The 18608-nt window shown below is 74.0% G+C and carries 16 protein-coding genes and 4 pseudogenes; 13 read left to right on the top strand and 7 right to left on the bottom strand.

Going from position 1 to position 18608, the window contains the following annotated elements; all coding sequences use genetic code 11:
• A complete protein-coding gene (locus QUE40_RS08895) occupies positions 1 to 153 on the top strand; it encodes a hypothetical protein (protein WP_289232922.1) in 153 nt (50 codons plus the stop codon).
• 121 nt (positions 154 to 274) lie between these two features.
• Here the strand turns inward: QUE40_RS08895 and QUE40_RS19650 are convergent.
• Positions 275 to 1410: pseudogene (locus QUE40_RS19650) on the bottom strand (glycosyltransferase family 4 protein).
• A gap of 149 nt (positions 1411 to 1559) precedes the next feature.
• Positions 1560 to 2027, bottom strand: a complete 468-nt coding sequence (locus QUE40_RS08885; protein WP_289232921.1) for a hypothetical protein — start codon at positions 2025 to 2027, stop codon at positions 1560 to 1562.
• On the opposite strand from QUE40_RS08885, the gene QUE40_RS08880 reads away from it, so the two are divergent.
• From QUE40_RS08880 to QUE40_RS19645, 3 genes and pseudogenes are all read left to right on the top strand, one after another.
• Entirely contained in the window at positions 1923 to 2519 is a 597-nt protein-coding gene (locus QUE40_RS08880) for a class I SAM-dependent methyltransferase (protein ID WP_350227142.1), read from the top strand. The genes QUE40_RS08885 and QUE40_RS08880 overlap by 105 nt on opposite strands.
• Positions 2520 to 2524: 5 nt before the next feature.
• Entirely contained in the window at positions 2525 to 3232 is a 708-nt protein-coding gene (locus tag QUE40_RS08875; RefSeq protein WP_289232920.1) for a class I SAM-dependent methyltransferase, read from the top strand.
• A pseudogene (locus QUE40_RS19645) lies at positions 3229 to 5211 on the top strand (alpha-(1->3)-arabinofuranosyltransferase domain-containing protein); the annotation flags it as partial. The gene QUE40_RS08875 and the pseudogene QUE40_RS19645, both read left to right, overlap by 4 nt.
• Positions 5212 to 6397: 1186 nt before the next feature.
• Here the strand turns inward: QUE40_RS19645 and QUE40_RS08865 are convergent.
• Positions 6398 to 7579 carry an acyltransferase family protein gene (locus QUE40_RS08865; RefSeq protein ID WP_433997060.1) on the bottom strand — a complete coding sequence of 394 codons (1182 nt, stop codon included), beginning with the start codon at positions 7577 to 7579 and terminating at the stop codon, positions 6398 to 6400.
• 66 nt (positions 7580 to 7645) lie between these two features.
• On the opposite strand from QUE40_RS08865, the gene QUE40_RS08860 reads away from it, so the two are divergent.
• From QUE40_RS08860 to QUE40_RS08835, 6 genes are all read left to right on the top strand, one after another.
• On the top strand, positions 7646 to 8743 hold the full coding sequence (locus QUE40_RS08860) for a GHMP family kinase ATP-binding protein (protein ID WP_289232918.1): 1098 nt from the start codon (positions 7646 to 7648) through the stop codon (positions 8741 to 8743).
• Positions 8725 to 9372: a D-sedoheptulose-7-phosphate isomerase gene (locus tag QUE40_RS08855; protein ID WP_289232917.1), complete on the top strand. Its 648-nt coding sequence runs from the start codon at positions 8725 to 8727 to the stop codon at positions 9370 to 9372. The genes QUE40_RS08860 and QUE40_RS08855 overlap by 19 nt, the downstream gene beginning before the upstream one ends.
• Positions 9369 to 9818 carry an HAD-IIIA family hydrolase gene (locus QUE40_RS08850; protein ID WP_289232916.1) on the top strand — a complete coding sequence of 150 codons (450 nt, stop codon included), beginning with the start codon at positions 9369 to 9371 and terminating at the stop codon, positions 9816 to 9818. The genes QUE40_RS08855 and QUE40_RS08850 overlap by 4 nt, the downstream gene beginning before the upstream one ends.
• Positions 9818 to 9961: a hypothetical protein gene (locus QUE40_RS08845; RefSeq protein ID WP_289232915.1), complete on the top strand. Its 144-nt coding sequence runs from the start codon at positions 9818 to 9820 to the stop codon at positions 9959 to 9961. The genes QUE40_RS08850 and QUE40_RS08845 overlap by 1 nt, the downstream gene beginning before the upstream one ends.
• Positions 9962 to 10027: 66 nt before the next feature.
• Complete coding sequence (gene pgfA / locus QUE40_RS08840) at positions 10028 to 11173, top strand: cell envelope lipid trafficking protein PgfA (RefSeq protein WP_289232914.1); 1146 nt, start codon at positions 10028 to 10030, stop codon at positions 11171 to 11173.
• On the top strand, positions 11094 to 12080 hold the full coding sequence (locus QUE40_RS08835) for a UDP-glucuronic acid decarboxylase family protein (RefSeq protein ID WP_289232913.1): 987 nt from the start codon (positions 11094 to 11096) through the stop codon (positions 12078 to 12080). Before pgfA ends, QUE40_RS08835 begins: the two co-directional genes overlap by 80 nt.
• Position 12081: 1 nt before the next feature.
• Here QUE40_RS08835 and QUE40_RS08830 read toward each other — a convergent pair whose 3' ends face one another.
• The gene (locus QUE40_RS08830; RefSeq protein WP_289232912.1) at positions 12082 to 12894 is read right to left on the bottom strand and encodes a class I SAM-dependent methyltransferase; all 813 of its coding nucleotides are present in this window, start codon (positions 12892 to 12894) and stop codon (positions 12082 to 12084) included.
• A gap of 203 nt (positions 12895 to 13097) precedes the next feature.
• On the opposite strand from QUE40_RS08830, the gene rpsA reads away from it, so the two are divergent.
• Positions 13098 to 14600 carry a 30S ribosomal protein S1 gene (rpsA, locus tag QUE40_RS08825; RefSeq protein WP_289232911.1) on the top strand — a complete coding sequence of 501 codons (1503 nt, stop codon included), beginning with the start codon at positions 13098 to 13100 and terminating at the stop codon, positions 14598 to 14600.
• Between the two features lie 271 nt (positions 14601 to 14871).
• Here the strand turns inward: rpsA and QUE40_RS08820 are convergent, their stop codons facing one another.
• Positions 14872 to 15621, bottom strand: coding sequence for an SDR family NAD(P)-dependent oxidoreductase (locus tag QUE40_RS08820; protein ID WP_289232910.1), 750 nt, complete (start codon positions 15619 to 15621; stop codon positions 14872 to 14874).
• A gap of 36 nt (positions 15622 to 15657) precedes the next feature.
• Between QUE40_RS08820 and coaE the strand changes: the two genes are divergently transcribed.
• Positions 15658 to 16947 carry a dephospho-CoA kinase gene (coaE, locus tag QUE40_RS08815; RefSeq protein ID WP_433997059.1) on the top strand — a complete coding sequence of 430 codons (1290 nt, stop codon included), beginning with the start codon at positions 15658 to 15660 and terminating at the stop codon, positions 16945 to 16947.
• Positions 16944 to 17852, top strand: coding sequence for a siderophore-interacting protein (locus QUE40_RS08805; RefSeq protein WP_289232909.1), 909 nt, complete (start codon positions 16944 to 16946; stop codon positions 17850 to 17852). The genes coaE and QUE40_RS08805 overlap by 4 nt, the downstream gene beginning before the upstream one ends.
• 7 nt (positions 17853 to 17859) lie before the next feature.
• Here the strand turns inward: QUE40_RS08805 and QUE40_RS08800 are convergent.
• Positions 17860 to 18183 (bottom strand): annotated as a pseudogene (locus QUE40_RS08800) (FCD domain-containing protein); the annotation flags it as partial.
• 179 nt (positions 18184 to 18362) lie between these two features.
• Positions 18363 to 18452, bottom strand: a pseudogene (locus tag QUE40_RS19640) (GntR family transcriptional regulator); the annotation flags it as partial.
• Positions 18453 to 18608 lie beyond the last annotated feature (156 nt).

Raw genomic sequence — 18608 nt, 5'->3', positions numbered from 1 at the left:
ATGAACGAGTCCGGTAACAAGACCGCCTGGAACATCGGCGGTGCCGTGGTGGGTGTCCTCCTGGCGCTGCTGGCGATCTTCGGGCTCGTGCAGTCGCAGAGCTCGATCAAGCAGCCGCAGAACTACAGCGAGGTCATCAGCTACGACGGCTGATCCGCCCGCACCGCAGACCACGACGACGAACGGCCCGCCACCGGCGGGCCGTTCGTCTGCGTCTGCGGCCGTTCGCCCGGGTCCGCGCGTGCCGCGGGTGCGAGCGCCCGTCGCCCGGCCCTCAGGCCGAGCGCTCCTGCGCGTCGCCGTCGCTCGTGCCGTCCTCGTGCGCGGGCACCTCGAGCTCCTCGACCGGGGTGAGCGAGGCGAGGCGCACCGTCGGCTGCGGCGCGCGGGCCACCTGCCCGAGCACCGAGCGCAGCGTGTGGATCAGCTTCTCGCCGGCGGTGGTCCAGTCGAAGCTGCGCGCGTGGGTGCGGGCCCGCTCGCCGAGGGCGCGGCGCAGCTCGTGGTCGGTGAGCAGCCGGGCGACCTGCTCGCGCATGTCGTCGGCGTCGCGCGACAGCAGACCGGTGCGCCCGTGCACGATCGACTCGGTGGGGCCGCCGGCGTAGGCGAACGCGACCGCGGGCGTGGCGTGCAGGCCGGCCTCGACGATGGTCAGCCCCCAGCCCTCCTTGTGCGAGGGCATGAGCAGCACCCACGACCGGGCCAGCAGCGTGTGCTTGGTGTGCTCGTCGACGAACCCGTGGAAGTGCACGCGGTCGGCGACCCCCGGCGCTCGGCGTACGCCTGCAGCTCCTCGAGCCAGTACCCCGCCCCGACCACGTCGAGGGTGAGGTCGGGCTGCAACTGCTCGAGGTCGGCCACGATGTCGATCGCGATCTCGACCTGCTTGTGCGGCACCAGGCGGCCGACCACGGTGATGCTCGGCTGCTCGGTGCGCGGCTCGCGGGCGTAGGACTCCAGGGCCGGCGGGTGGTCGTTGCCGCTGTAGACCAGGTCGACGCGCTCGGGCGGGATGCCCAGCGTCGCGAGGTCGGAGCGGGTGGCCTGGGAGACCGTGACGTAGCGCGAGCGGCGGTAGACGACCGGCGCGACCCGCGACTCGACGAACCAGCCGATCGCGCCGCCGACGCGGCCGAAGACGACCCGCCACTGGTCGCGGTGCACGTGGTGCACCACGTTGACCACGGGGACCTTGGCCGCGAGCGGCGCCCAGAACGGCACGCCGTTCTGCACGTCGACGATCACGTCGTAGTCGCCGCGGTGGCGCGCCACGTGGGCCAGGCCGTGCAGGTAGCAGGTGAACCGGTTGCCGCGCCGCAGCACCCGCACCCCGCCGTGCTCGGTCTCGGGCTCGGCGCCCGGGAAGGAGGAGGTCAGCAGGGTGACCCGGTGGCCCCGGGCGACCATGACCTCGCCGGTGCGGTCGGTGAAGGTCTCGGCGCCGCCGGCCTCGGGGTTGTCTCGGTCGCGCCACGACAGGTAGAGCACCCGGAGCGGGTGCTCGGACGGCGTGCGGGGTGCGGCGTTGCGCACGGGCCCTCCCTCAGATCCGAGTGTCATCCGCCGTGGCCCCTCCTCCGGGGAGCCGCGGCGGGCTTGCGTGTGCTCTTGGTCACCTGGCCACCGGCTACGCTACCGCCCGTTGTTACTGAAAGGTAGCCAATGGACCAACCCGATGCCTGCGAGGTCTGCCGCGGGCCGCTCCAGCCGCGCCCGCTGCGCGGGGCGGCACGCTGCTGCGCTGCACCCGCTGCGGCCACCTGCACCGCGACCTCGGCGCGGCGCCGGCGGGTCACCGCGACCACGCCTACGGCGGCGAGGCCACGCTCGACCGGGCCCGGCTGGCCCTGACCTACCGCAGCCTGACGCGCGGCCTGGCGCCGTCGCGGGTCTTCGAGATCGGGTACGGCCGCGGCGAGCTGCTGCGCCGGTTCCTCGACGCCGGCGCCCGGGTCGGCGGCGTCGACCCCGACCAGCTGCAGGTCGGCGTCGACCCCGCCGTGCGCGCCCAGGGCGAGCTGCACGCCGGGTTCGCCGAGGAGCTGCCCGACACCGGCTTCGCGGCCGACCTCGTCTACGGCATCCACGTGCTGGAGCACGTCACCGACCCGCTGCGCACGCTCGCGGTCGCGCGCGACCTCGCCGCGCCCGGCGGGGCGGTCCGCTTCCTCACCCCGGCCGGCGACAGCTATCCGCTGGACTGGTTCGGGTCCGCCTGGTGGATGCTCGAGGACCCCACCCACGTGCGCTTCTTCACGGCCGAGAGCCTGCGCCGCGCGGCGCAGGCGGCCGGCCTGGTGGACGTACGCATCACGCGCCCGCCCCTGGACAGCCTGATGACCGAGGGGGCCAGCCTGGTGCGCCGGCTCAGCGGGCGGCCCCGGCCCGGCGGGGTGCTGTCCAGCCGGCCCGGTCTGGCCGCCGCGCTCGCCACCACACCGGTGGCCGCGGCGGCGCGGCTCGGCGCGCCACGCCTACGCCCGACGCTGCAGCTGCACGCGCGTCGGCGAGGATGAGGGGCATGCAGCGCGGCATCGGACGATCGGTGCGGCTGTTCCGCGAGTTCCTCGTCGAGCAGACCGAGCCGGAGAGGTTCTACGGCGCGCTCGCGCGCGACTCCGTCGAGCTGCTGCAGGAGTGGACCGCGCTCGAGCGGCGCACCGTGCTCGACGTGGGCGCCGGGCCCGCCGAGTTCGCCCAGGCGTTCCGGGCCGCCGGCGCACGCTACGTCCCGCTCGACCACGACCCGTCGGTCGCCTCGGTGCACGACCGGGGCGTGGTCGCCTCGGCCGCGGCGCTGCCGTTCGCCGACGGCAGCGTCGACGTGGTGCACAGCAGCAACCTGTGGGAGCACGTGCCGCACCCCGAGGCCGTCGCCGACGAGATGCTGCGCGTGCTGCGGCCGGGCGGGCTGCTGTTCCTCAGCTACACCAACTGGCTCTCGCCGTGGGGCGGGCACGAGACCTCGCCGTGGCACTGGCTCGGCGGAGAGCGCGCGGCGCGCCGCTACGAGCGCAAGGAGGGCCACCCGCCGAAGAACCTCGTCGACCACACCCTGTTCCGGGTGAGCGTGCGGCAGGGGCTCGACTGGGCGGCCGGCACGACCGCCGGTGAGGTCCTCGCGGCCCGGCCGCGCTACCTGCCCGACCCCGCCCGGCACCTGCTGCGGGTGCCCGGGCTGCGCGAGGTCGTGACCTGGAACCTGCTCCTCGTGCTGCGCCGCCGATGACCCCGGCCGACGCCGGCGACACCCCTGGCCGGGCCGAGCGGGCGGCCGCGCAGCCGCCCGAGCAGGCGGAGCGGACCCGGCGCGTCGAGCGCGTCCGAGCCCTCCTGGTCGGTGCCGCGCTGGCGCTCGTGCCGTGGCTGATCGCCCCCGGCCGGGTGCAGCCCGACACCAAGGTCGACCTCACGGTCTCGCCGTGGCGCTACCTCGCCCGCTCGCTGACCGCCTGGAACGACCACGCCGGGCTCGGCGAGCTGCAGAACCAGGCCTACGGCTACCTGTTCCCGATGGGGCCGGTGCTCGGCGGCGCCCAGTCGCTCGGGCTGCCCGGCTGGGCCGCGCAGCGGCTGTGGTGGTCGCTGCTGGTCGTCACCGCGTTCGCCGGGGCCCACCTGCTGGCCCGCCGGCTCGGCCTCGCCGGTCCGGTCGCCGCGCTCGTGGCCGCGACGGCGTACGCCCTCTCGCCGCGGGTGCTGACCGTGCTCAGCGAGATCTCGGCCGAGGCGTGGCCGCTCGCGGTCGCGCCGTGGCTGGTGCTGGCGGTGCTGCCGGCGACCCGCGCCGGCGCCGCGCGGCGGGAGCGCTGGCACGCCGCGGCGCTGACCGGGCTGCTGACGGCCGCCCTCGGCGGGGTCAACGCGACCGCCTCGGCCGTGGTGCTGCTGCTGCCGCTGGGCTGGCTGCTCGCCTCGGGAGCGGCGGGGCGGCGTGCGCTGCTGCCGTGGGCCGGCGGCGTCGCGCTCGGGGCGGCCTGGTGGGGGCTGCCGCTGCTGGTGCTCGGGCGCTACTCCTACCCGTTCCTGGACTTCATCGAGACCTCGCAGATCACGACGGCCGTCACCAGCACCCCCAACACGCTGCGCGGCGCCTCGCACTGGGTCGCCTACATCCTCGACCGCGAGGACCACCCGGTCTGGCAGGCCGGCTGGATGCAGGCCCAGGACCCGCTGGCCATCGTCGCGACCAGCCTCGTCGCCGGCGCGGGGGTGGCCGGGCTGCTCCTGGCCGTACGCGCGCGGCCGGCGAGCGTGCGCCGCGCCGCCCGGTGGGGGCTCGGCTGCGTCGTGGTCGCCACCGTGCTCATGGCGGTCGGGCACCCGGGCCGGTTCGGCGGTCCCCTCGCCGGCAGCGTGCAGGCGCTGCTCGACGGGCCCCTCGCGCCGCTGCGCAACGTGCACAAGCTCGACCCGGTGCTGCGGCTGCCGATCGCGCTGGGCGTCGGGCACCTGCTGACCCGCGCGGGCGCGGCCGCCGCGTCGCGGCGTGCGGCGAGCGCCCGCCCCGCGCGAGCCGCGCTCGCCCTCGTGCTCGCCGGGGTCGTGCTGTCTCCCATGGCGCTGTGGACCGGGCGCGCGGGGGACGCGATGGCGTACGGCGAGATCCCGGACAGCTGGCGGCAGACCGCGCGCGACGTCGACCGGCTCGCCGCCCGCGACGGCGGGTCGACGCTGCTGCTGCCGGCCAGCCGCAACGCGCACTACACGTGGGGCAGCGCCACCGACGAGCCGCTGTCGGCGCTCGCGACCTCGCCGGTCGTGGTGCGCGCGTCGGCGCCGCTCGGTCACCCCGGGGCCACCCGGCTGCTCGACGCCGTCGACCGGATGGCCGCGAGCGGGGTGCCGCAGCCGGCGCTCGCGCCCACCCTGCAGCGCCTCGGGATCTCCCGGGTGGTGCTGCGGGCCGACCTCGCGACCTCGACCGGAGCGCCCTCGGCGGCGGCCGTGCGGCGCACCCTCGCCGCGTCGCCGGGCTTCGCGCCGGGCCCGGTCCACGGTGCGGTGAGCCTCTGGACGCTCGGGCCGACGCCGTCGGTCACCGCCTACGACGCCTCCGCCGGGCGGGTCGTGAGCGGCGGCCCGGAGGCGATCCCCGACCTGATCGCGGCCGGGCTGCTCGACCCCAGGTCGTACGCCGACCTCCGGCCCGGCACGTCCGTCCCCGGGGCGGTGCACACCGACTCGCTGCTGTGGCGGGCCTACTCCAACGGCCGCACGGTCGCCGAGGCCTACGGCCAGGTCCTGCCGCCGGACGACCCGCGGCCGACGCAGCCGGGCACCCGCGACCTGCCCCCGGCCGGCGACCCGGCGCAGCAGCCGACGTGCGCCCCGGACGGCGCGATCCGGCTCCCCGGCACCGTCGACCCGGCCCGCGACCGGGTGCTGCTCGACCTGGCCGCTCAGCCCGGCACCCGGCGCATCGCGACCCGGGCGGCCGGCGAGGTGCGCCTGCAGGTCCGGGTGGCCCTGCGGCCGGGCGCCGAGGTGGCGCAGCGCCTGCGCGCCCAGACCTCGCCGGACGGCGCGCGGGTGCGGCTGCCGTGCGGCGCCGCCGGCTCGGTGCAGGTCGGGTCGCAACGGGTCCCGCTCGCGCTCGACGCGCCCGCGGGCCTGCTGCGCGCCGGCGGCCCGGTGGCGGCGCGGGCGTGCGGCACGGCCGACGTGCCGCGGGGGAGCGTCGACCTGTCCGCCACGGCGGGCGACCTCGTGCAGCCGCGCCTGGTCGAGCTGTCCCCGGCAGCCGCCCCCGACGTACGCCCTGGGCCGGCTCCGCGCGCCATCGACGTCACCGAGCGGGGCACGGGCACCCGCACCGTCGTGGTCGCGGCGGGCGGCAGCACGGTGCTCGCGCTGACCGAGGGCGTCAACGCCGGGTGGCGGGCCACCACCGCCGACGGCCGGACGCTGGAGCCGGTCACCGTCGACGGCTGGCGGCAGGGTTTCCGGCTGCCCGCGGGCGGGGCGACGCAGGTGGGCATCGAGTTCGCCCCGACCCGCTCCCACCAGGTCGGGCTCGCCGTGGGCGCGGCTGCGGTGCTGCTGCTGGCGGCGCTGGCCTGGCTGACCCGGGCGCGGGGGTCGAGCCGCCGCCGCGCCGCCACGACGACCTCAAGAAGGCGCGAGGCGGACAGCGATGCCTATCCGCCTCGATCGTTCTTGGGTGTCTCGCGGGGCCGGCGCTGGCTCGGTGTGCTGGCGGCCGTGCTCGCCGGCTGGCTCGTGGCGGGCCTCGCCGGGGTGCTGCTGGGGCTGGCCGTGACGCTCCTGCCCGCGCGCTGGCGTCCGCACGCCGCGCTCGCCGGCATGGGGTTGGCCGGGATCGCGCTCGCCGCGCTGGGCGTCGTCGACGAGCGCAGTGCCGGCGCGGCGCTGGGGCAGCTGCTCGGCACCCTCACGCTCGTGGTCGCGGCGCTGGGCTGGACGGGCTGGGCCGGCTGGCCGGGCTGGCCGGGCTGGCCCGGGTGGCGCGGTGCGCCCAGCGCAGGATCGGCTGCTCCACCAGCTGAGCCGACAGCGACGCCGCCGCGACGGTGAGCCCGACCACCGGGACGAGCACCAGCCAGAAGCCCCCGGTGAACAGGTCCCGGTCGGTGACCAGGTAGACCACCTGCAGCGCCAGCAGGTGCCACAGGAAGACGCCGTAGCTGATGTCCCCGAGCCACCCGACCACCGCCGAGCGCGACCACGCGGAGTCGGCCGCGCTCACCGAGGCCAGCACCAGCAACCCCGCGAGCGCGGTGTAGAGCGCCTCCTTGACGGCGGCCTCGAACGCCGTGGGCGCCTGCAGCCCCACCGGCCCCGCGAGCGGGGTGGCCGCGAGCAGGTAGACCACGACGGCGGCGAGCAGCAGGGTCGCCGCGGTGCCGGGTGCGGGCGCCGGCCAGGCACCCGAGCGGCGCAGCGTCACGGTCAGCGCCACGGCCGCGCCGGCCGCGAACCAGGCGGCGTGGCCGAGCACCGACACGGTGAGCGCGCCGGGCCCGGACCAGGCGGCCGCGGCGCCCTGCAGCGCGACCCCCGCGGCGGCGACGACGCCGAGCAGCACCAGGTGCCGGCGTACGTCCAACGGGCGAGACGCGTCGGGCTCCCGTGAGCGTCCGAGCAGCGCGATCCCCAGCAGCGGCACGAGCGCGTAGAACGTCACCTCGGTCGTGAGGCTCCACGACTGGGTGAACGCCTGGTAGTCGGCGCCGGTGTAGCCCTGCAGCAGCAGCACGTGCGAGAGCACGGTGCCGAACGAGCCGACCCCGCCGGTGGCGTAGGGGAAGACGGCCGCGACCAGCAGCACCGCCGCCAGCGCGGGCCAGTAGGCGGGCAGGATGCGTGCGGCGCGGCGCACGGCGTAGGCCCGCACCCGGGGGCGCGGGCCGCCGTCGACCCGGGCGGCGTACCACGGGCGCAGCAGCAGGAAGGCCGACAGGGCGAAGAAGACCGCGACGCCGCTGTCGCCGCGCGCGAGCAGCGGACCGACCGTGTCCAGCCGCGACGCGCCGGTCCAGAACGCCACGTGCGACAGCAGCACCAGGCCCGCCGCGACGCAGCGCAGCAGGTCGATCTGGCGTATCCGTGGCATGGGCTCCAGCCTTGACTACTCTGGGGTAAGTTTCGTCGCGGTTCTCGACCTGGAGGCTAGTGCGGCATGAGCGAATCATCGGTCGCCTCGGCGACGGCGACCCCGGCGGAGCCGCCGCTGCAGGACCCGCGACGGCCCGTGCTGCGCGCCCGCGCGCCGCTGCGCATCAGCTTCGCCGGGGGCGGCACCGACGTCGCGCCGTTCCCGCAGCGCGAGGGCGGGGCGGTGCTGTCGGCCACGATGTCGCAGTACTGCTTCACCACCCTGCGGCCCCGCCTCGACGGCCAGATCACCGTGCAGTCGCTGGACTACGGCACCGCCGTCGGCTTCCACGTCGACGACGAGGTCGAGCTCGAGGGCCAGCTGGCGCTGCCGCGCGCGGCGATCGACCGGGTGCGCGGGGTCGAGGGGGCGCTGCCCTCCGACGGCTTCGACCTGTTCATCCACACCAACGCCCCGCCCGGTTCCGGCCTGGGCTCCTCCAGCGCGGTCATGGTGTCGGTCATCGGGCTGGTCGCCCAGCACTGCGGGCTCGACCTGACGCCGTACGACATCGCCGAGCTGGCCCTGCGCCTCGAGCGGGAGGACCTCGGCATCCCCGGCGGCTCCCAGGACCAGTACGCCGCGGCCTTCGGCGGCTTCAACTTCATCGAGTTCCTCGGTGACCAGGTCGTGGTCAACCCGCTGCGCATCCGGCCGAGCACCGTGCACGAGCTGGAGCACAACATGCTGCTGGCGTTCACCGGCCAGACCCGGGTGAGCGACCACATCATCGAGGACCAGGTCAGCAACTACGAGACCGGCAACACCGACGCCCTCGCAGGGCTGCGCGCCCAGAAGGAGCTCGCCGAGCAGATGAAGCTGGCGCTGGTGCGCGGCGACGTCGACACGCTCGGGCGGCTGCTGGGCGACGCCTGGGCCAACAAGCGCAAGATGTCCGACCGGATCAGCACCCCGCAGATCGACCGGGCCATCGACGCGGCGCTGTCGACCGGGGCGCTGGGCGGCAAGGTCACCGGCGCCGGCGGCGGCGGGCACCTGGTCTTCATCTGCGAGTTCGAGCGGCGGCACCTGGTCGCCGACACCCTCATCGACCTGGGCCTGACGGTCTCGGAAGTGACGTTCAGCAAGGAAGGGGTCGTCACGTGGCGAGCCAGGGGCTAGACCCGCAGCACCCGTTGTCCGACGCGCGCGAGGAGTCGGTCGGGAGCCGGGTCGGCGCCGACCTGGGCGCCGGGGTGGCGGCCTGGCGCGACCTCGCCGACGCGCTGAGCGACCCGGGGCTGCGCTCCGACGTCGAGGCCGCCGGCCGCGCGGTGGTGCAGGCCCTCGCGGGCGGTTCCACCCTCCTGGTGTGCGGCAACGGCGGCAGCGCCGCGATGGCCAGCCACGTCGCCGCCGAGTTCGTGGGCAAGTGCGTCCAGGACCGGCCGCCGCTGCCGGCGCTGTCGCTGGCCGAGTCGATCTCCTCGCTCACCGCCGTCGGCAACGACTACGGCTTCGACCAGGTCTTCGTGCGAGCCCTCGGGGCGCTCGGCCGTCGCGGCGACGTGCTGCTCGCGATGAGCACCAGCGGGCACAGCCCCAACGTGCTGGCCGCGCTCGACCTGGCCAGGGATCTCGGCATCACGACGATCCTCATGACGGGGGAGCGGGGCAGCGACCTCGCCGGCCGGGCCGACCACCTGCTGGTCGTCCCGAGCGGTCACACCGCCCGCATCCAGGAGGTCCACCTGCTGTGGGCGCACGCCTGGTGCGAGAGCATCGACGCGCTCAGCCAGCCCGGCGCGTGAGCGCGGGGGAGCCGTCCGCCGGGTTCCTGCTCGGCGAGGAGCACCCGCCGATCGAGCCCGGTCCCGCAGGACGCCCGCTCGACCTGGCCCTGCTCGACCGCGACGGCACGCTCAACGTGCGCCGTCCCGGGCGCTACGTCACCAGCCCGGCCGACCTGCGGCTGCTGCCCGGCGCGGCCGGCGCCGTGCGCGACCTGCGGGCCGCGGGCGTACGCGTGGTGCTGGTGACCAACCAGCGCGGCCTGGCCACGGGCCGGCTCACCCGCGCGGAGCTGGTCGCCGTGCACGGCGCGCTGCTGCGCCGGCTGCGCCGTGCCGGCGGCGACCTCGACGGCATCTACGTCTGTCCGCACGCCGAGGCGAGCTGCGACTGCCGCAAGCCGCGGCCCGGGCTGCTGCTGGCGGCGCTGCGCGCGGCCCCTGGGCGCGCCCCGAGCGGACCGTGATGATCGGCGACCAGCCGAGCGACGAGCAGGCCGCGGACGCGGCCGGGATCCCCTACGTCGGGGTGGGGCCGAGCAGCTCGACGGGTGCTTCAGTGGCCCGGTTGCTGGGCCTCGAGTCACGTTTTCGAGACGCGCCCCAGTGATCTTGCGCACAACCGGCACCCCGATGCTACGGTCCAGTAGGTATTGATCTTCCCCTGGAGGTTCCCGTGCGTAAAGCCGCCATTCTCATTGGCATCGGCGCGTTCTGCGTCACGATGGCGCTGCTGCTGAAGTTCTACGCCTACGACAGGCTCGCCGTGGTGCCTTACGACCAGAACACCCGCCAGCTCGTCGTCGACGACAACGCGACGTTCTTCGACGCCGACAACGTGCGTCCGGGCTCGGGGCGGCTCACGACCACCGTCACCGTGATCGGGGACCCTGAGGAGAGCGAGCGCGCCTCGGAGCAGACCGGGCGCAACGTCGCGGTCATGAGCAAGGGGCAGGTCTCCGACAACAACGACGAGGCGCCGCCCATGGACGCCAGCCGTCAGACGTTCGCGATCGACCGGACCACCGGCGAGGCCGTCCCGTGGGAGGGCAACAGCCAGAACGGGCAGCCGAAGGACTTCCAGAACGGGCTGATGATCAAGTTCCCGTTCCAGACCCAGAAGCAGACCTACAACTACTACGACGGCACCATCGGTCGTCCCATGCAGATGAAGTACGTCGGCGAGGAGACCATCAAGGGCCTCAACACGTACAAGTTCCAGGGCAGCGTGCCGATGACCAAGTTCCGCACGCAGGAGGTGCCGCGCGGCATCTTCGGCCTCGAGGACACCGGAGGCGTCGAAGCGGACCGGCTGTACGCCAACGACCGCACCATCTGGGTCGAGCCCGAGACCGGCGTGATGATCAAGGTCGTCGAGAACCAGCGCCAGCAGCTGCGCTTGAACGAGCCCGGCGCCAAGCCCGTCAACGCCCTCACCACCCAGTCGGTCATGACCGACGACACGGTGCAGGCCAACGTCGACGAGTACGCCACGAAGGCGATGCTGCTGAAGATCCTGCGCTTCTGGGCGCCGCTGCTGCTCGGCATCATCGGCATCGGCCTGCTGCTGGGTGGCCTGGCGCTCTCGCTCAGCGCCCGCGGCAAGCGCCGGGACGACGCGGACGACTACGACGACACCGACTACGACGACCAGGACCGCACGGCCGACGGGCTGTTCCGCGAGCGCGAGGACGCGCCGGTGGCGGGGGCCGCGTGGAGCGTCGTCAGGGGGACGGGGCGCTGTGACCCGCCGGGTCGTCGTCACGGGTGGCGCGGGCTTCCTCGGCTCGCACCTGTGCGAAGAGCTGCTCCGCCGCGGTGACGCGGTGGTGGCGCTCGACAACTTCTGCACCGGTTCGGCGGGCAACGTCGAGCACCTGCGCCACGACCCGTCGTTCGAGCTGCGCGAGGCCGACGTCTCGCTGCCGTTCACCGTCGACGGGCCGGTCGACGCGGTGCTGCACTTCGCCAGCCCCGCGTCGCCCGTCGACTACCTGCGGATGCCGATCGAGACGCTCACCGTGGGCTCGCACGGCACGCTGCACGCGCTGGAGCTGGCCCGCGAGAAGGGCGCCCGGCTGGTGCTCGCCTCGACCTCGGAGGTCTACGGCGACCCCGAGGTGCACCCGCAGCCGGAGACCTACTGGGGCAACGTCAACCCGGTCGGCCCGCGCGGGGTCTACGACGAGGCCAAGCGCTACGCCGAGGCGCTGACCCTGGCCTACCGCCAGGCGCACGGCGTCGACACCGGCATCGTGCGGATCTTCAACACCTTCGGTCCGCGGATGCGCCCCGACGACGGCCGCGCGATCCCCAACTTCGTGCGGCAGGCGCTGGCCGGCGAGCCGGTCACGGTGAGCGGCGACGGGTCGCAGACCCGCTCGATCTGCTACGTCGACGACCTGGTCGAGGGCGTGCTGCGCATGCTCGACGCCAGCCACCCGGGCCCGATCAACATCGGCAACCCCTACGAGCTGTCGATGCGTGAGCTGGCCGAGTGGATCGTGCGGATCGCCGAGTCCGACTCGCCGATCACCTACATCGAGCGCCCGGTCGACGACCCGACCGTGCGCCAGCCCGACACGCTGCTCGCGCAGCAGGTGCTCGGCTGGTCGCCGCGCGTCGGCATCGAGGACGCGCTGAAGTGGACCGTCGGCTGGTTCCGCGACCAGTCCAACGGGGTGCCGCCGCTGAGCGCCGCCGCCACCGAGCGCATCCTGCACGGCTGAGCTACTCGCGCCGGGCCAGGAAGATCGCGGTGCCCGGGATCAGCCGCCCGCGCGTCGGGCTCCAGCCGCCCCACACCTCGGCGTTGCGCTCGGGCCACTGCGGCTCCACGACGTCGACCAGCCGCAGGCCGGCGGCGACGACCTCGCGCACCCGCTCGCCGAGCGTGCGGTGGTGCTCGACGTAGGTGACCCGTCCCGCGTCGTCCTCCTCGACGTACGGGCGGGTGTCGAAGTAGGACGATCGCACCCGCAGCCCGGGCTCGCCGGGGTCGTCGGGGAAGGCCCAGCGGATCGGGTGGGTGGTCGAGAACGCCAGCAGCCCGCCCGGGCGCAGCACCCGCGCGCACTCGCGCAGCGCCCCGGCCGAGTCGGCGACGAACGGGAACACCCCGTAGGCGGTGAAGACCACGTCGAACGTCGCGTCGGCGAAGGGGAGCGCGGCGCCGTCGCACTGCACGAGCGGGAGCGAGGTCAGGCCTCGGTCGCGGTCGACGGTGCGCGACTGGCCGAGCATCCCGGCGGACAGGTCGCTGGCGACGACCCGGGCGCCCTGCCCGCTGAGGTATCGGCTGCCCTGGGCGGCGCCGGCGCCGATCTCCAGCACGTCGCGACCGGCCACGTCGCCGAGCAGCCGCAGCTCGCGCTCGGTGAGTCCCTCGGGCCCCCAGACCAGCTCGGAATCCCCGAGGAACTCACCGTGTTCGAGGTAGTAGGCCGAGGCCTCGGCGTCCCACCACCGGCGGTTCGCGCTGACCGACTCGGGCTGCTCCACCGCGCGGCGGGCGATGCCGTACCACTGCGGGTCCTCGCTCATCCGGCTCGCCGGACCCGTCGCCACCGGCCTTTGACCGGACTGTGGACGGCTCGGTAGGGTGTGCGAGCGCGGACGTGTGCCGCGTGTCCCATCCTGTCCACCTCGGCCTCGGGTGCTGACTGGGTCGCCGTCACCGCTGGCGACGGCCCTGACCTCAGCGTTCGGTCCGAACAACTCACTGTCCACCGAAAGTTATCCACTACATGACTGCCACCACCACCCCTTCCCCGATCGCTGTCAACGACATCGGTTCGGAGGAGGAGCTGCTCGCCGCGATCGACGCGACGATCAAGCACTTCAACGACGGCGACATCGTCGAGGGTGTCATCGTCAAGGTCGACCGGGACGAGGTCCTGCTCGACATCGGCTACAAGACCGAGGGCGTCATCCCCTCGCGCGAGCTGTCGATCAAGCACGACGTCGACCCGGGCGAGGTCGTCTCCGTCGGCGACGACGTCGAGGCCCTGGTCCTCCAGAAGGAGGACAAGGAAGGCCGCCTGATCCTGTCCAAGAAGCGTGCGCAGTACGAGCGCGCCTGGGGCACCATCGAGCAGATCAAGGAGGACGACGGCGTCGTCACCGGCACCGTCATCGAGGTCGTCAAGGGCGGCCTCATCCTCGACATCGGCCTGCGCGGCTTCCTGCCCGCGTCGCTGGTCGAGATGCGTCGCGTCCGCGACCTCCAGCCGTACGTCGGCAAGGAGATCGAGGCCAAGATCATCGAGCTCGACAAGAACCGCAACAACGTGGTGCTCTCGCGCCGCGCGTGGCTCGAGCAGACCCAGTCCGAGGTGCGCACGACCTTCCTCAAGGAGCTGCAGAAGGGCCAGGTCCGCTCCGGTGTGGTCAGCAGCATCGTCAACTTCGGTGCGTTCGTCGACCTCGGTGGAGTCGACGGTCTGGTGCACGTCTCCGAGCTGTCCTGGAAGCACATCGACCACCCGAGCGAGGTCGTCGAGGTGGGCCAGGAGGTCACCGTCGAGGTGCTCGACGTCGACATGGACCGCGAGCGTGTCTCCCTGTCGCTGAAGGCGACCCAGGAGGACCCGTGGCAGCACTTCGCCCGCACCCACGCCATCGGCCAGGTCGTGCCGGGCAAGGTCACCAAGCTGGTGCCGTTCGGTGCGTTCGTGCGCGTCGACGACGGCATCGAGGGCCTGGTGCACATCTCCGAGCTGGCCGAGCGCCACGTGGAGCTGCCCGAGCAGGTCGTCACGGTCGGTCGTGAGCTGTTCGTCAAGGTCATCGACATCGACCTGGAGCGCCGCCGCATCTCGCTGTCGCTGAAGCAGGCCAACGACGACGCCGCGGGCGCCGCCGAGTTCGACCCCACGCTCTACGGCATGGCCGCGGAGTACGACGAGCAGGGCAACTACAAGTACCCCGAGGGCTTCGACCCCGAGACCAACGAGTGGCTCGAGGGCTACGAGGCTCAGCGGGAGAAGTGGGAGAAGCAGTACGCCGAGGCGCACGCCCGCTACGAGGCGCACCAGGCGCAGATCGAGCAGGCGCGCAAGGACGACGCCGAGGCCGCGGCCTCCGGCGAGACGTCCGCGCCGACGTCGTACAGCTCCGGCGGCGACCGCCCGTCGTCGTCCTCCTCGTCCGACGCCTCCCCGGCGTCGAGCGGCCCGGCTCCGGCGGAGGGCACCCTGGCCTCCGACGAGGCGCTGGCTGCGCTGCGCGAGAAGCTCACGGGCAACTGACGCGACGAGCGCGTAGCGGAGGTTGGCGGCGAGCGTAGCGAGTCGCCGGCCGAAGCGGAGTGCGACGGAGCGGCAGTCGACTGCACTCAGGTCTGAGCAGATAGGCGAAGGCCCCGGTCACCGCAAGGTGACCGGGGCCTCTCGCATGCCCGGGAGAGGCGAGCGACACCGCGCAGATCGTGCGATGTCGTACGAAATGCGGGAGGTGGCCCCGGATTCCGGGGGAGCGCCGCGCAGATCGTGCGATGTCGTACGAAATGTGGGGCAGGTGCTACCCGCGGCCGAGCAGGGTGCCGCCGTTGACCTGCAGGATCTGGCCGGTGGTCCAGCCGGCGTCGGGGGAGGCGAAGTAGGCCACGGCCTCGGCGACCTCGTCGGGGGTGCCCGGCCGGCCCATCGGGATCGGTGCGGTGCGGTCCTCGACGATGGCGGGGTCGGCGGCGATCCGGTCACGCCAGAACTCGGTGTCGGGCACGAAACCGGGCGCCACCGCGTTGACGGTGATCCCGTCGGGGGCGACGTCGTTCGCGAGGCTGAGCGCCCACGCGTTGAGGGCCGCCTTGGCGGCGCCGTAGGCCCCGGAGCCGCGCAGCGCGGCGATCGAGGACATCGCGACGATGCGCCCGCCGGGGCGGCTGACGTGGTCGAGCAGCGCGTGCACGGGCAGCACGGCCGACAGCACGTTGCCGTCGAAGTCGCGTCGCCACGCCGCGGCGACCTCCTCGAGGGTGCCGGCGCCCAGCCCGTAGTTGCCGCCCGCGTTGGCCACGAACACGTCGATCTGCGGTCCGTCGTGCAGCGTGTCGCTGAGCCGCTGCACCTGGTCGGGGTCGGTGAGGTCGCAGGTCAGCGTGGTGACCTGCGCGGTCTCGTCGAGGGCGCGCAGCTCGCCGGCGGCCTCCTGCAGCACGGAGTCGCGGCGGCCGACCAGCACCAGGTCGGGCTCCTCGGCGAGCAGCCGGGTCGCGACGGCCCGGCCGATGCCGGTGCCGCCTCCGGTGATGACGATGCGTCGAGTCATGGCTCCATCCTCTCCCGCCGCGGTTAGGGTCGCGGTGTGGCACTGCACGTGGGTCTGTCGGGCGGGATCGGGTCGGGCAAGTCGACCGTCTCGCGGTTGCTGGTCGAGCGCGGGGCGGTGCTGGTCGACTCCGACGCCATCGCCCGCGCGGTGGTCGAGCCCGGCACCGAGGGGCTGGCCCTGATCCGAGAGCGGTTCGGCGACGAGGTCATCAGCGACGACGGTTCGCTCGACCGACCCGCCCTGGCCGCAACGGTTTTCGGCGACGACGCCGCACGCGCCGACCTCAACGCGATCGTCCACCCGCGGGTCGCGCAGGAGGCCGTCCGGCAGGTCGAGGCCGCCCCGGACGACGCCATCGTCGTGCAGGACATCCCGCTGCTGGTCGAGCTGGGGCGCGAGGTCGACTACCACCTGGCCGTGATCGTCGCCGCCGACCCCGACGTACGCCTGGAGCGGCTGGTCCGCACGCGCGGCATGGGCGAGGCGGAGGTCCGCAGCCGGATGGCCGCCCAGGCGACCGACGAGCAGCGCCGCGCCGCGGCGGACGTGTGGCTCCCGAACGAGGGCACCGAGGCCGAGCTCACCGCCCTCGTCGACGCGTTGTGGACCGAACGGCTGGTGCCGTTCGAGGGGAACCTGCGCAGCCGTACGGCGGTGCGGCGGCCGGCCACCGCCGCGCTGCACGAGCCCGACCCGGACTGGGCGCCCACCGCGCGACGCCTGCTCGGGAGGCTGGACCGGGCGCTGCGCCACGCGGGTCTCGAGCCCGGCCCGGACAACCTGCAGCACATCGGCTCCACGTCGGTTCCCGGACTGGTCGCCAAGGACGTGATCGACCTGCAGCTCACGCTCGACGACCTCACGCGCGCCACCGCACCTGACGTCGAAAATGCTTTGCTGTCAGCGGGATTCGTCCAACCCCGCGAGCGACTCGACACGGTGCACGAGTGGGCGCCGGACGAGGGGAGTGGCGCAAGGTGCTCTACGGCAGCGCCGACCCGGGGCGCGTGGTCCACTTGCACGTGCGGCGCACGGGCTCGGCCGGGGCCGAGGCCGCGGTCGCCTTCCGGGACTGGCTGCGCGCCGACGCGCAGGCGCGCGAGGCGTACGCCGGGACGAAGCGGCAGGCCGCGGCGGAGCACGCCGGCGGCGACGAGCGCACTCGCGGCGACTACACCGCCGCGAAGGAGCCGTGGTTCGCCGAGCACCTCCCGCGCGCGCTGGAGCGGAGCCGCCGGCACCGGCCCGGCTGAGCCGGTCGCGTCCACTCCGCGGGGTGGGGTTGCGCAGGAAAGGTATACCTCAGTTAGGGTGCCCTTATGACCGCACAGCCCGCGCAGCGCCCGTTCGGCTTCTTCGACGTCGAGGTGGCCGAATCCGTCCGTGTCACACCACATCTGGTGCGCATGACGTTCTCCGGTCAGGACCTGCGCGAGTTCGCGCCCAACGGCTACGACCAGCGGATCAAGCTGATCCTGCCGACCGACGGCGGCGGTCTCGACGGCATGCCGCGGGGCGAGAAGTGGTTCCTCGACTGGCGCCAGATGCCGCAGGAGACGCGGCCGGCGATCCGGACGTACACCGTGCGCGCGATCCGCAACGAGGCCGCCGAGATCGACGTCGAGCTGGTCGACCACGGCGACCTCGGTCCGGCGTCGCGCTTCGCCCGCTCGGGGGCGCCGGGCGACCGAATCCTCATCCACGGTCCGCTCGCCGGTCACCCGGACAACGAGGGCGGTCTGGAGTTCCGCTACGACCTGGCCGACCAGTGCGACCAGCTCATCGTCGGCGACGACACGGCGGCCCCCGCGATCTGCTCGATCGTGGAGCGACTGCCCGAGAACGCTTGCGGGCTGGTGTGTCTCGAGGTCGAGCACGCCGAGTCCATCCAGTCGATCCAGGCGCCGCCCGGTGTCCGCGTGGAGTGGGTCGTACGCCAGGGGGCACGAGGAGAGGCCCAGCAGCAGGTGGTTCGTGAGTGGCTCGACGGGCATCCGTCCGTGGGGTCCGACGTCGGCGACAGCACGGTGATCGTCGACGGCGACGAAGGCGCCTACTGGGAGGTGACGACCGAGCGCGGGGCAGGCGTCCCGCCACTGTCCGCGTGGATCGCGGGGGAGTCCTCAGTGGTGAAGTCGCTGCGCCGTGTCCTGGTGGGGGACTACGACGTCCCGCGCTCGGCCGTGGCCTTCATGGGGTACTGGCGGGAGGGCCACCAGGAGTGCTGAGCCGCGCTCACTCGGTGTCGTCGGAGGGGATCCGCGCGATCGCCCGGGTCAGCCGCTCGTGGTGCTCGGTCGCCAGACGCTGCAGGCGTTCGACGTCGCGGGCGAGGAAGGCGTCGAGGAGCTGGACGTGGTCTCGCTCCAGCGCGGCGCGCTCGGCCTCGGTGACCCGCATCATCGTCTGCACCGGCTCGGTGAGGTTCCAGGCGATGTCGACCATGTGCAGCAGCCGGGGCATCCGGCACGGCGCGAGCAGCGCCTCGTGGAAGTGCCGCGAGCTGCGCTGAAAGGTCTCGCTGGCCGGGTCGGCGTCGGAGCCCTGGCCGTGCAGCGCGGCCCGGGCCCGCTCGCGGTCGGCGTCGGTGGCGCGGGTGGCAGCCGCCGAGAGGGCGGCCCCTCGAGCGCGCCGCGCACGAGATAGAGCTCGGCCAGCTCGTCGCTGGTCAGGCTGGTGACGGTGTAGCCCATGCGCGGCCGGTGCTCCAGAAGCCCTTCTCCCTGAAGGGTTTTCAGCGCCTCGCGCACCGGGATCCGGCTCACCCCGAACACCCGCGCGACGTCGTCGACCGGGATCGGGCTCCCCGGACGTACGGCGCCTGACACGAGCGCGCGCCGCAGCTCGGCGACGATCGCCGGACCACCGACCTGCCCCTCCGGCGGGCGCAGCTGCTCGACGATCGACGTGGTCGGCTCGGTCGCCTCCACCGCGCACCACCTTCCGCACCTGGCCGGGTCGTTCGGACCAGCCCGATGATGCCG

It is taken from the genome of Barrientosiimonas endolithica (assembly GCF_030296655.1).
Taxonomy (GTDB): domain Bacteria; phylum Actinomycetota; class Actinomycetes; order Actinomycetales; family Dermatophilaceae; genus Barrientosiimonas; species Barrientosiimonas humi.
This window is presented reverse-complemented; position numbering and strand designations above follow the sequence as displayed.

What these genes read in the sequence shown, in the direction of transcription:
- QUE40_RS08895 (WP_289232922.1), top strand. Translation starts at nt 1, where the DNA reads ATGAACGAGTCCGGTAACAAGACCGCCTGGAACATCGGCGGTGCCGTG.
- QUE40_RS08875 (WP_289232920.1), top strand. Translation starts at nt 2,525, where the DNA reads ATGCAGCGCGGCATCGGACGATCGGTGCGGCTGTTCCGCGAGTTCCTC.
- QUE40_RS08865 (WP_433997060.1), bottom strand. Translation starts at nt 7,579, where the DNA reads ATGCCACGGATACGCCAGATCGACCTGCTGCGCTGCGTCGCGGCGGGC.
- QUE40_RS08860 (WP_289232918.1), top strand. Translation starts at nt 7,646, where the DNA reads ATGAGCGAATCATCGGTCGCCTCGGCGACGGCGACCCCGGCGGAGCCG.
- QUE40_RS08845 (WP_289232915.1), top strand. Translation starts at nt 9,818, where the DNA reads ATGATCGGCGACCAGCCGAGCGACGAGCAGGCCGCGGACGCGGCCGGG.
- QUE40_RS08830 (WP_289232912.1), bottom strand. Translation starts at nt 12,894, where the DNA reads ATGAGCGAGGACCCGCAGTGGTACGGCATCGCCCGCCGCGCGGTGGAG.
- rpsA (WP_289232911.1), top strand. Translation starts at nt 13,098, where the DNA reads ATGACTGCCACCACCACCCCTTCCCCGATCGCTGTCAACGACATCGGT.
- QUE40_RS08820 (WP_289232910.1), bottom strand. Translation starts at nt 15,621, where the DNA reads ATGACTCGACGCATCGTCATCACCGGAGGCGGCACCGGCATCGGCCGG.
- QUE40_RS08805 (WP_289232909.1), top strand. Translation starts at nt 16,944, where the DNA reads ATGACCGCACAGCCCGCGCAGCGCCCGTTCGGCTTCTTCGACGTCGAG.